Here is a 12,397-nt window from a genome sequence, read left to right on the forward strand (position 1 = left end):
CCAGGTGGTTGCCGATCGTCGGCGACCACCTGCGCGCGAAGGGCCGACCGCGCCGCCCGAGTTGTCACCGCTCGAGGTGCGCGAAGGGCCGCGACTCGGCTACGATTCGAGGGCATTTCGGGCCGGCGCCCGGGTGCCGACTGATCTTCCTGATGTCGCATCTGAGCAGGGTGGGATATTAGTTCTGCTTCAACCTTGTACGACCTTTCTGTCCCAAACTGGACAGTTGGTAGCAACAGGTTGCAGTGGGGGTTGAAAAGTATGAACAAAGTTCCCTATTCGGGGTTCTCGAGTTGACGCCGGACCGGGCATATGGGATTTTGCTCGGAGACTTTCCGTGCGCTCGTCGTGGAGCTGTCACGGCCGGCTTTTCGGAGGAGTAGCAGGTTGGTGCGTTCACGTCTACGGCAACCAAAGCCCGGGGACACACCGGATCTCACTATCGCGGTTCCCTCCGCGTTGCCAAGCGGCAGAATGGCGGCCATCGTCCGGCCGCGCACCATCGGCGGTCAGCTGACCCGAATTCTCGCGCTCGCGCTGATTTTGGTGCTCGCGTTGCTGGGAGTGACTGTCTTCCGCGAGATCTCGGACTTCCGCGAGTCCAATGACACGGTGAAGGCCGTGTCGCTGGCGCTGAGTGTGCAGGACCTCAACAACCAGATCCAGCGCGAGCTCGGTCTGAGCAACGGTCTGCTCGGCGGCGACAACCGCCTGCAGCAGCCACTGCTCGACCAGCGCGGCAAGGTCGACACCGCGCTCGGCGTGCTGACCACCGCCGCTGCCGGGGACGCCCCCGGCGCCGATCAGGTGCGCGCGGCGCTCGGCCAGCTGAATCTGCTGGCCAACACCCGCACGCAGATCGACACGCGGCGCGTCAGCAGGCAGGTCGTTTTCCAGTTCTACACCGATGGTGTCAGCGCGCTGAACCGTCTCGCGCTCGGCCTCGACCAGGCGCGCGACCCGCAGATCCAGCGCGGTCTGCAGGCCCTGTACGCGCTCGGCGCGGCCAAGGAGGAGGTCGACAAGGAGCGAGGCTTCCTCAACGGCGTCTTCACCGCCGGCCGCTTCAACGGCGGCGAGTACGTGCAGTTCATGGAGATCCGCTCCACCAAGCTCGCGGGCTTCACCGCGTTCTCCCGCTACGCGACCAAGGCACAGCAGGCCAAGCTGGACGCCGCGATGCTGAGCGAGAACGCCACCAAGGCAGACCAATCCGAGAGCATCGCGATCGCGTCGAGCGACGGACCGCTTGTCCGTGAGGTCGACCCGATGACCTGGTGGACGCAGATGTCGAGCGTCCTCGACGAACAGCGCACCGTGCAGCAGGCGGTCGGCAACGACGTGCAGGCCCGCGCGGACAGCCTGCGCAGCGCCGCGGCCACCAAGCTGATCGCCTTCCTCGTCGCGTCGGCGATCGCCATCGCCGCCATGATCGCGCTGGTGATCACCTCGGTGCGCGCCATCGTTCGCCCGCTTGCCGCACTGGCCGGCGAGGCCGACGACGTGGCCTCGCGCCGCCTGCCCCAGGTCATCGAGGCCTGGTCGCGCACCGACGACAGTCGGCCGGAGGCGCCACTGCCGGTGCTCGCGCCGGCGGGTGCGAGTACCGAAATCGCCGCCGTGGCAGGCGCGCTCGACCGGGTGCAGACCACCGCCTTCGAGCTGGCCTCGCAGCAGGCGCTGGTGCGCCGTAACACCACTGAGTCGATGGCCAACCTGGCCAGGCGCAACCAGAACCTGGTCCGCCGCCAGCTCGGCCTGATCAGTGAGTTCGAGCGCGAGGAACTCGATCCCAAGGGTCTGTCCAACCTGTTCGAGCTCGACCACCTCGCGACCCGCATGCGCCGCAACGCCGAAAGTCTGTTGGTGCTCGTCGGCGAGGCGAGCCCGCGCCGCTGGGCCCAGCCGATCGCGTTGAGCGACGTGATCCGCGCGGGTCTGTCCGAGGTCGACGACTACCGCCGGGTCGTGTTGCGCCGGGTGGACGACGTCATGATCACCGGCGCGGTGGTCAGTGAGCTCGCGCACATGCTCGCCGAGTTGATCGAGAACGGACTCGCCTTCTCCCCACCGGATCTCGAGGTCGAGATCTACGGGCGCCGGGTGCCGCACGGATATCTGCTCGCCGTCGTCGACCACGGTGTCGGCATGCCGATGGACCAGCTTGCCCAGTCGAACGCCAGGCTGCGCGGCGAACAGGACTTCATCGTCGCGCCGACCCGCTACCTCGGCCACTACGTGGTCGGTCGACTGGCGGAGCGGCTCGGCATCGACGTCGAGCTGAACGTCTCGCCGGTGAGCGGCATCGTCGCGCGGATGTCGCTGCCGCTGGAAATCCTTGTCCAGGAACAGGATCGGCGCCAGCCCGCGGTGCAGGCCAAGATTTCCGGGGCCGGGCTGGAGCGGTCGTGGGGCGCCGACTCGGAGGGGACCGGCGTCGCCGAACTGGAACCCGCGCCGAATAACAACGGCCCCATGACATCTCCCGCCGTGATCCGCGGCAACACCGCGCCGGAGCCGATTCCGCCGAGCCAACGTGGTCCGGCGCACGCGGCGCCGACGCCGCCGCCGAGCGAGCGCAATGGCGCGGGCCGTCAGGCCGAGGGGCCGTGGACCGCCGGGCAGCGGGCGGTGCCGCGCAACGACCGGTTCGACACCGGTCCGCAGCATGCGGCGCCGAGCGGCCCAGCGCCCTCCGCGTACTCCCAGTTCGTCTCCCCGCCAACGGTTTCCACGCCACCACCGGCGGCCCCGCCGCCGGACACCTCGGATCGGTTGCTGACCGATACCGGAACGTGGCGGCTGCCCGATGCGCCGGGCAGTCAGCAGGGCAACCACGGCAGTCAGCAGAGCAACCACGGCGCGCAGCACGGTAATCACAACGCGCAGCACAGCAATCACGGCGCGCCGGAGAACCATCACAGCAACCACAGCGTCAATGGCTCGGCGACGACCGGTTCGGCGCCGCGCACAACGCGCAACGGACTTGTCAAGCGCAACAAGAAGACTCGCACCGCGGGCACGGCGCCGGGCACCGATCCGCGGCGCGAAACCAACGGCACGGCGGAGCGCCCGGATCGTGCGCCGATTCCGGAACGTTCGCCGGAGGAAACCCGTAGCATGCTGTCGTCGTTCCGGGCCGGACACGATCGCGGTGCCCCGCCGCCGCCGTCGACCACCCGACCCTATGTCGGTGCCCGTGACCATGACACCCGTGCCGACGATCAGGCTCAGACCATCGCAGAGGAGAACCGGTGACCACTCACTTGCCGAGCGCCGACCCGCACACGTTCAACTGGATGCTCGCCAACTTCGTCCGGGAAACCGACGGTGTCCGCGACACCGTCGCGGTCTCCTCGGACGGACTGCTCATCGCGATGTCCGAAGGTCTCGATCGCACCTCCGCCGACCGGCTCTCCGCCATGGTGTCCGGTCTGGCCAGCCTCGCCAAGAGCGCGTCGCGCAGTTACTCGTTCGACGGACTCAAACTGATCATGATCGAGATGAAGCGCGGCTTCCTGCTCGTCTCGGCCATGGGTGACGGCAGTTGCCTCGGCGTCATCGCCGACGGCAACTGCGATGTCGGCCTTGTCGGCTACGAAATGGCCGTGCTGGCCGAACGCGCCGGGTCGCTCCTTGACCCGACGTTGATATCCGAGTTGCGAGAGACGTTGCGAAGATGAGAGATCCTGACCGGCCGAGGCTGCCGGACCCGCGGATGATCCCGATGAATCAGATGTTCGGGTGGTTCGATCCGGACCGCCCAGGCCAGCAAGAGCCGCCGGCCGAAGAACTTGTCGACAGTGATGAACAGTTTGTGCGTCCCTTTGTCGTCACCGCGGGGCGCACTACGCCGTTGATGGACGGTTTGCGCATCGAAACCCTGGTGCAGGCGCCGCCCTCGGCGCTTTCCGCACCGCTGCAATTCGAACAGCGCACCGTGGTGCAGCTGTGCCAGCAGCCCCATTCCATCGCCGAAATCGGTACCGCGCTGCGCGTTCCGGTCGGTGTCGCGAAGGTCGTCGTGAGCGACCTCGTCGCCGGAGGGTACGCGACCGTGCGCGAGGCCGATCAACTGTCCACCGCTGCCATCGAGAGGATCAGGGACCTTGTACGGGCACTCTGACGTGAACAACGCGCCGCCACCACCGACGATGCCGTCCTCGGTGAAGATCGTGATCAGCGGTGGATTCGGTGTCGGCAAGACGACATTCATCGGCGCGATCTCCGAGATCGAGCCACTGGTCACCGAGGCGGCGATGACCGAGGTGGCCATCGGCATCGATGACCCCGGTCGGCGCGCGGAGAAGACGCAGACCACGGTCGCGCTCGACTTCGGCCGAATCACGTTGGACCGCTCCCTGATTCTGTACTTGTTCGGCACGCCGGGCCAGGACCGTTTCGTCTTCCTGTGGGACGACTTGGTCGACGGCGCGCTCGGCGCGGTGATCATGGTCGACACCAGCCGGGTCGGCGACTGCTACCCCGTGCTCGACTACTTCGAGGAAAAGCAGACGCCATTCGTCGTGGTGGTCAACCGCTTCGACAACGGCATGCATTTCGACCTCGCCGAGGTCCGCGAGGCCCTGGAACTCGACGACTGGATCCCGGTCCTGGAATGCGATGCGCGCGACCGCGAATCGGTGAAGGAAGTGCTCGTCGCCCTGCTGGAGCAGGTCCTGTTCCACCGACTATCGGTGCAGGGTCTGCCCGCGTAACTACCTCCACCGGACGGGACATAGCCGCGTCAGCCCTCGAAAGCTTGCCGCCGCCGTGTCCCGTTCGTTCGTTAGGGTGGCGCGGGTGGGTGAGATGAAGGAGCGGATGCTCCGCGGGGAGCTGTATCGGGACAATGACGCGGAGTTGGTGGGGGAGCGGCGGCGGGCTGCCGAACTGTGTGATCAGTTCAACCGGAGTGGGCCCGAGGAGACCGAGCGACGGGACGCGGTGTTGCGGGAGTTGCTCGGGAAGGTCGGGGAGGGGTCGTGGATCATGCCGCGATTCCAGTGCGACTACGGGTATCTCATCGAGATCGGCGCGAACAGCTTTCTGAATTACGATGCGATCCTGCTGGACTGCGCGCCGATCAGCATCGGTGATGACGTATCGATCGGGCCACGGTGTCAGTTGCTGACGGCGTTGCATCCGATGGAAGATCATGAGCTGCGCAGACAGCGGTGGGAGACGGCGGCGCCGATCCGGATCGGGAACAACGTGTGGTTCGGCGGCGGGGTGATCGTGTGTCCTGGTGTCACCGTGGGGGACAACACCGTGGTCGGCGCGGGGAGTGTGGTTACCAGGGACCTGCCGCCGCGGGTGTTCGCGGCCGGTAATCCAGCGCGGGTGATCCGCGAGCTGTAGGGGCCTTGGGCGATACTTCTGAACTGTGACGACAGACACTGCGCCGACCGATGAATTCGGCTCGGCGGCGCCGTCAGTAGTGGTGTCCCGCTTTCTGAAGGAGAACACATAATGAGCAACGGCAAAGATCTCGCACTCAGCCACGTCGCCATGCTGGTCGGCGACCAGGAGAAGGCGCTCGAGTTCTATCGCGACGTGCTCGGCCTCGAGGTGCGCCAGGACATGGCGTTCCCGGGCGGCCGCTGGTTGACCGTCGGACCGGTCGGTCAGCCCGGCATCGAATTCATCCTCGAGGTTCCCGAGATGAACCCGACCCCGGAGGCGCGCGAGGCGGCGCAGGCGCGGCTGAAGAACGGCGCGGCGGGCACGCTGATCTTCACCACCGAGTCGGCCGACGACACCTTCGCCCGCCTGCGCGACGCGGGCGTCGAGGTCACCCAGGAGCCGATCACTCAGCCGTACGGCGTGCGCGACTGCGGCTTCCGCGACCCGTGGGGCAACTACCTGCGGTTCTCCGAGATCCTCGGCTGACCGAACGAAACTCGTTGACCCCCTGGGCTTCTCCGGGGGTCAACGGGCCCGGGTCAAGACCGCGATCGGCAGCTTGCGCGAGGTGAGCGCCTGGTACGTCGCGTAATCCGGGTACTGGGCAACCATGGTGCGCCAGTACGCGGAGTATTCGGCGGGATCGGTGATCACCCTGGCGGTCACCGGCCAACTCTCCCGGCCGACCCGCACCTCCCCGCCACCGGCGGCGACCAGATTGCCCCACCAGTTCGGCGGTTTCGGGTTGCCGGCGAACGATCCGGTGACCAGCAGATCGTCGCCGTCGCGGACCAGCATCAAGATCACTGGGCGCGGCTCGCCCGACTTGCGGCCAGGCACGGTCAGCTGGAATACCGGGCGGCCCATCCATTTTCCGAGCACCGTTCCGCTGAATCGTTGGTACAGCGCGTTGTGCAGGCGGCCCTGCCAGTGACTGATGGTGGTCAACCGCGTACTGCCGAAATGCGCGATTCGGCCGCTGAGCGTGAGCGCGGCGCGGTTGTCGGGGGCGTTCTCGACCATGGCCTACGGTACCGCCGGTCGCCCTCGGCGACACGGTGTGGGCGGCGTCGCATACCAACACCGGTTCGACGGCAATACTGTTTGATCATGGGTGAATCGACGAGCGAGACGCAACACGACGCCATCCGGCCACTGCGCGACGACATCCGATTTCTCGGTGGCGTGCTCGGCGACACCATCCGCGACCACGAGGGCCCCGAGGTGTTCGACCTCATCGAGCGGGTGCGCATCGAGGCCTTCCGGGTGCGGCGTGCCGAGGTCGAGCGCAGTGCGGTCGCGGAGATGCTCGACGGGGTCGATATCGGGGTGGCGCTGCCGCTGATCCGCGCGTTCAGCTACTTCGTGCTGCTGGCCAACCTGGCCGAAGACATCCAGCGCGACCGCCGCCGCAAGGCGCACGAGGCGGCCGGTGAGCCGCCGCAGGACTCCTCGCTGGCCGCCACCTATCGCAAGCTCGACGCGGCGGCGCTGGACGGCGCGCAGGTCGCCGACCTGCTTGCCGACGCGCTGGTCTCGCCGGTGATCACCGCCCACCCCACCGAGACCCGCCGCCGCACGGTGTTCGACGGGCAGACCAGGATCACCGAGCTGATGCGGTTGCGTCAGCGTTTCACCGAAACCGAGCGTGAGCGTGCCGAATTCGAGCAGCAGATCCGTCATCAGGTGCTCAGCCTGTGGCGCACCGCGCTGATCCGGTTGCAGCGCTTGCGAATCCAGGACGAGATCTCGGTGGGCCTGCGCTACTACGACATCACCCTGTTCGACGTGATCCCGGCGATCAACGCCGAGGTGCGTGCGGCGCTGCGCTCCCGCTGGCCCGGCGCCGAACTGCTGCCGCGCCCGATCCTGCGTCCCGGCTCGTGGATCGGCGGCGACCGCGACGGAAACCCGTACGTGACAGCGGATGTCGTGCGGCAGGCCGGGCATCAGGCGGCGAAGGTCGCCTTCTCCCGGTATCTGCGCGAGCTTGTCGAACTGGAGAAGGCCCTTGCGCTGTCGTCGCGCCTGGTCGCGGTGACGCCCGAGGTGAGTGCGCTGGCCGAGGCCGGTTACCCCGATCCGGCCAGCCACGCCGACGAGCCGTATCGCCGTGCGCTGCACAGCATCCGAGGACGGTTGACGGCCTCGGCACTGCGCGCCCTCGGCACGGTGCCGCCGAACGGACTCGATGTCGACGCCGAGCCGTACCCGACGCCGCAGGCGGTGCTCGACGATCTCGACACGGTGGACGCCTCGCTGCGGGCCAGCGGCGATCAGCTGCTCGCCGACGACCGTCTCGCCGCACTGCGGCACGCGATCGAGACCTTCGGTTTCCACCTACAGGGCCTGGACATGCGGCAGAACTCGGAGGTGCACGAACAGGTCGTCGCCGAGCTATTGGCTTGGGCCGGTGTGCATCCGGACTACGCGAGCCTGCCCGAACAACAGCGCGTCGAGCTGCTCGCGGAGGAGCTGCGCACCCGACGTCTGCTGCTCGGTCCGCACGCCAGGCTGAGCGAGTTGGCCCGCAAGGAGGTCGATATCGTCTGTGCCGCACGCGATGTGGTGGATACCTTCGGCGCAGAGGCGGTGCCCAACTACATCATCAGCATGTGCACCTCGGTCAGCGACATGCTGGAGGCGGCGCTGCTGTTGAAGGAGGGCGGCCTGCTCGATCCCGGCGAGCCGGACGGGCCGCCGCACTGCTCGGTCGGCATCGTTCCGCTGTTCGAGACGATCGAGGACCTCGGCGCGGGTGCGGCGACTTTGTCTGCCGCACTGGATGTCCCGGTGTACCGCGACCTGGTCGCGGCGCGCGGTATGCGGCAGGAGGTGATGCTCGGGTACTCGGATTCGAACAAGGACGGCGGGTACCTTGCCGCGAACTGGGCGCTCTACCGGGCCGAGCTCGATCTCATCGAGGTGGCGCGCAAGTCCGGAATTCGGTTGCGGCTCTTCCACGGTCGCGGTGGCACCGTCGGTCGCGGCGGCGGCCGCAGCTACGACGCCATTCTGGCCCAGCCCGCGGGTGCGGTGCGCGGTTCGTTGCGGCTGACCGAGCAGGGCGAGGTGATCGCCGCCAAGTACGCCGAACCCGGTGCGGCGCACCGCAATCTGGAGTCGCTCATCGCGGGCACGTTGGAGTCGACGCTGCTCGATGTGGAGGGACTCGGGCCGGACGCCGAGCCGTCCTACGAGCTGATGGACGAACTGGCCGATCGTGCCCGCGCGGCCTACGCGCGACTGGTGCACGAAACACCGGGATTCGTCGAGTATTTCCGTCAGTCCACCCCGGTGGCCGAGGTCGGCGACCTGAATATCGGCAGCAGGCCCGCCTCCCGCAAGCCGACGAGCTCGGTGTCGGATCTGCGCGCCATCCCGTGGGTGATGTCCTGGAGCCAGGCCAGGGTGATGCTGCCCGGCTGGTACGGCACCGGAACCGCGCTGGAGGAATGGATCGGTGGCGATCCCGAACGACTGGCGACCCTGACCGACCTGTACCGCCGCTGGCCGTTCTTGCGCACCGTGCTGTCGAACCTGGCGCAGGTGATGGCCAAGAGCGACCTCGATATCGCCGCCCGCTACGCCGAGCTGGTCGAGGATGTGGCGCTGCGGGAGCAGATCTTCGGGATGATCCGCGACGAGCACGCCAGGACCATCCGGATGCACGCCGCGATCACCGGCAACGATCACCTGCTCGCCGACAACCCGTCACTGGCCGAGTCGATCCACAACCGCTTCCCATACCTGGAGCCGCTGAACCAGATGCAGGTCGAGCTGCTGCGCAGACTGCGCGCGGGCGACGACTCGGAACTCGTCAAGCGCGGCATCCTGCTCACCATGAACGGCCTCGCCACCGCATTGCGCAACTCGGGCTAACCGCACGCTTCTGATAGCCCGCACGCAAACTCGCCGCACTAACACGCGTGCGTTTGTCAGAAGTGGTGCGGCCGCGGCGGGGCCCGATTCGATCGGGCGCTACGTACTGGCGCGCAGCTGCAGAGGCGCACGCCTTCTGATGTCCCGCACGCAGACTCGCCGTACTGACCCGCGCGCGGATGCCAAAACTGGTGCGGCTCAGGCGGCCGAGCGCGCGCGTGCGGCCTGGGTGAGTGTGGTGTCGACGAAGGCTTGGGCTGCGGCGGTGAGCGGACCGCCGCGATGTACCAGCCACTGCGGCAGCTTCTCCGGCGGATCGAACCGATAGACCTCGGCTCCCGCGCGCAGCGCCAGATCGTGCCAGCCGTCGGGCATGAGGCCACAGCCGATACCGCGCAACACCATCGGCAGCACCACGCTGCGGTCGCCGACCTCGGCGGCGATGCGCAGATCGCCGACGGTGGCGGCGAGCCGGTCGAAGCGGGCCCGGACCGCGGTGGCCGGCTGGGTGATGACAAAGCTCATGCCGCGCAGGTCTTCTGGCGTGACTGTGCCATCGGTGCCGAGCTTGGTGCCCGGCGGCGCGACCAGCAGGAACTGTTCGTCACGCAGGTGATGCGCCACCAGGCCGCGGCCCGCTGGTCGCTCCGCGCTGCCGCAGACCCCTGCCTCGCAGCGCCCGCGCAACACCATGGCGACCACCTCCGCCGCCGACAGCGCCGACCAGGTGCCCACCGTCAGACCGGGATGATGCTCGCGGAGTTCGGCGATGGTGCTGATCACCGGTTCCAGCGTCGAGGACGAGGTGGCCGCGACATCCACCCGGCCGACCACACCTTCACCGACGGCCTGCGCGGCGGCCCGCAGCGCGTCGAGATCACGCAGCACCTGCCGCGCGCGATCGGCCATGAATTCGCCCGCATTGCTGAGCACGGCATTGCGGCCGACCCGATGGAATAGCGCCACCCCTAGCTCGCGCTCGAGCTTGCCGATCGCCCGCGACAGCGACGGCTGGGCTACCCGTAGTGCCCGCGCGGCATGGGTGAACCCGCCGTGCTCGACGATGGCGACGAAGTACTCCAGCTGCCTGCGTTCCATAACCATAGGCTATCGGTTTGGTGCCATAGATGTCTTGGACGTACGTACCGTTCGGGAGAGATACTCAGCAGGTGTTCACCACGCGTCCCACCTTGCAGGGCACCTTCGGGATGGTGTCATCAACCCACTGGCTCGCCTCGGCCGCCGCGATGGCGGTACTCGAGAACGACGGTAACGCGTTCGACGCGGCGGTCGCCGCGGGGTTCGTGTTACACGTGGTCGAGCCACATCTGAACGGCCCGGCCGGTGAAGTGCCGATCATCCTGGCGCCCGCGGGGCTGCCCCCCCGTGTGCTGTGCGGCCAGGGTCCGGCGCCGGCCGGGGCCACCATCGCCCGCTACAACGCGCTCGGCCTCGACCTGGTGCCAGGCACCGGGCCGCTGGCCGCCGCAGTGCCCGGCGCGTTCGATGCGTGGATGGTGCTGCTGCGCGATCACGGCACCAAGCGGCTCGCCGAGGTGCTGTCGTACGCGATCAGCAATGCCGAGCGCGGCCACCCCGCGGTCGAGCGGGTCGGCGAGACCGTCCAGACGGTGGCCGAGCTGTTCGAGAACGAGTGGACCAGCTCCGCCGAGCTCTACCTGCGCGACGGAAAGGCACCCGCCGCGGGCGCGCTGCTGCGGAATCCGGCACTGGCCGCGACCTGGCGGCGGCTGATCGCCGAAGCCGAGGCCGCGAGCAGCGATCGGGACGGTCAGATCGAGGCCGCGCGCCGCATCTGGCGCGAGGGTTTCATCGCCGAGGCGCTGGTCGCCGCCGCCGCGCGGCCGACCATGGACACCTCGGGTGAGCGCCACGTCGGCACGCTGACCGGTGACGATCTGGCGAACTTCGAAGCGTCGTACGAGAATCCGGTCACCTACACCTGGAACGGCTGGACCGTCGCGAAGCCGGGCCTGTGGAGCCAGGGTCCGGTCATGCTGCAGCAGCTCGCGCTGCTGCCGGAACGGCTCGAGTACGGCACGCCGGAGTACTACCACACCCTGATCGAGGGTTCGAAGCTCGCGATGGCCGACCGGGAGGCCTGGTACGGCGACAGCACCCAGGTATCGCTCGCGACGCTGCTTTCCCCCTGGTACAACGCGCAGCGCAGCGCGTTGATCGGACCGCAGGCGTCCTACGAACTGCGTCCGGGCAGCCCGGACGGCCAGCGCCCTCGGCTCAGCGGCTACGTGCAGACCAGTTCCATTGACGCCGTTGATGTTCCGCTCGGCGCGGGCGAGCCGACGGTGGCCACCTCCGGCGCCACCCGCGGCGACACCTGCCAGGTCGATATCGTGGACCGCTGGGGCAATATGATCGCGGCGACGCCGAGTGGCGGTTGGCTGCAATCCAATCCGGTGGTGCCCGAACTCGGTTTCCCGCTCGGCACCCGACTACAGATGGCCTGGCTGGAACCGGGCCTACCCAATTCGCTCACGCCGGGCCGCCGCCCGCGCACCACGCTCAGCCCGTCGCTGGCGCTGCGCGACGGCGAGGCCGTTATGGCGTTCGGCACTCCGGGTGGCGATCAACAGGATCAATGGAGCCTGCATTTCTTCCTCGCCGTCGCGATGCGCGAGAAAGTGCGCGGCGGTCTCGATCTGCAAGGCGCCATCGACGCACCGAACTGGCATCAGGAGAGTTTCCCCGGCTCGTTCTATCCGCGTGCGATGAGCCCGGGTGCGGTGATCGTCGAGTCGCGGATCGGCACCGAGGTGATCTCCGACCTGGAACGACGGGGACATCGCGTGACGGTCGGCCCGCCGTGGTCGGAAGGCCGGTTGTGCGCGGTGGCTCGCGACCGTGAGAACGGTGTACTTTCAGCTGGAGCCAATCCCCGAGGCATGCAGGGCTACGCCGCGGGACGATAACTGAACACTTAAATAGCAAATAGCGGTCCGGATACGCCGGACCGCTATTTGTCGTGTCATTTTCAGGAGCCCGGCGATTCGCCCGATGGCGTAAACAAGAACAATCTACGAAAACGAATACCCGGCGAGAAAAGTGCGAAACGTTGAAGTATCTTGTA

10 protein-coding genes are annotated in these 12,397 nt (G+C 67.7%); 8 read left to right on the plus strand and 2 right to left on the minus strand.

Annotated elements, in window-relative coordinates:
• The first annotated feature begins 474 nt into the window (after nt 1–474).
• From OG203_RS40405 to OG203_RS40430, 6 genes are all read left to right on the plus strand, one after another.
• A complete protein-coding gene (locus OG203_RS40405) occupies nt 475–3,258 on the plus strand; it encodes a nitrate- and nitrite sensing domain-containing protein (RefSeq protein WP_405162459.1) in 2,784 nt (927 codons plus the stop codon).
• Nucleotides 3,259–3,299: 41 nt separating this feature from the next.
• The gene (locus tag OG203_RS40410; RefSeq protein WP_135237972.1) at nt 3,300–3,683 is read left to right on the plus strand and encodes a roadblock/LC7 domain-containing protein; all 384 of its coding nucleotides are present in this window, start codon (nt 3,300–3,302) and stop codon (nt 3,681–3,683) included.
• Nucleotides 3,680–4,126 carry a DUF742 domain-containing protein gene (locus OG203_RS40415; RefSeq protein WP_405162460.1) on the plus strand — a complete coding sequence of 149 codons (447 nt, stop codon included), beginning with the start codon at nt 3,680–3,682 and terminating at the stop codon, nt 4,124–4,126. Before OG203_RS40410 ends, OG203_RS40415 begins: the two co-directional genes overlap by 4 nt.
• 49 nt (nt 4,127–4,175) lie before the next feature.
• Nucleotides 4,176–4,718 (plus strand): GTP-binding protein, encoded by a 543-nt coding sequence (locus tag OG203_RS40420; protein ID WP_405168156.1) that lies wholly within the window; start codon nt 4,176–4,178, stop codon nt 4,716–4,718.
• A gap of 106 nt (nt 4,719–4,824) precedes the next feature.
• Nucleotides 4,825–5,361 carry a sugar O-acetyltransferase gene (locus tag OG203_RS40425; protein WP_405168157.1) on the plus strand — a complete coding sequence of 179 codons (537 nt, stop codon included), beginning with the start codon at nt 4,825–4,827 and terminating at the stop codon, nt 5,359–5,361.
• A 111-nt stretch (nt 5,362–5,472) separates the two neighbouring features.
• Nucleotides 5,473–5,892, plus strand: coding sequence for a VOC family protein (locus OG203_RS40430; protein WP_405162461.1), 420 nt, complete (start codon nt 5,473–5,475; stop codon nt 5,890–5,892).
• 39 nt (nt 5,893–5,931) lie between these two features.
• Here the strand turns inward: OG203_RS40430 and OG203_RS40435 are convergent, their stop codons facing one another.
• Entirely contained in the window at nt 5,932–6,429 is a 498-nt protein-coding gene (locus OG203_RS40435) for a nitroreductase/quinone reductase family protein (protein ID WP_405162462.1), read from the minus strand.
• A gap of 87 nt (nt 6,430–6,516) precedes the next feature.
• Here OG203_RS40435 and ppc point away from each other — a divergent pair, with 87 nt between their 5' ends.
• The gene (gene ppc / locus OG203_RS40440) at nt 6,517–9,288 is read left to right on the plus strand and encodes a phosphoenolpyruvate carboxylase (protein WP_405162463.1); all 2,772 of its coding nucleotides are present in this window, start codon (nt 6,517–6,519) and stop codon (nt 9,286–9,288) included.
• 198 nt (nt 9,289–9,486) lie between these two features.
• Here ppc and OG203_RS40445 read toward each other — a convergent pair whose 3' ends face one another.
• Entirely contained in the window at nt 9,487–10,386 is a 900-nt protein-coding gene (locus tag OG203_RS40445; RefSeq protein WP_405162464.1) for a LysR family transcriptional regulator, read from the minus strand.
• A 71-nt stretch (nt 10,387–10,457) separates the two neighbouring features.
• On the opposite strand from OG203_RS40445, the gene OG203_RS40450 reads away from it, so the two are divergent.
• Nucleotides 10,458–12,239, plus strand: a complete 1,782-nt coding sequence (locus OG203_RS40450; protein ID WP_405162465.1) for a gamma-glutamyltransferase family protein — start codon at nt 10,458–10,460, stop codon at nt 12,237–12,239.
• The last annotated feature ends 158 nt before the right edge of the window (nt 12,240–12,397 follow it).

This window comes from Nocardia sp. NBC_01499 (assembly GCF_045040275.1).
Classification (GTDB): domain Bacteria; phylum Actinomycetota; class Actinomycetes; order Mycobacteriales; family Mycobacteriaceae; genus Nocardia.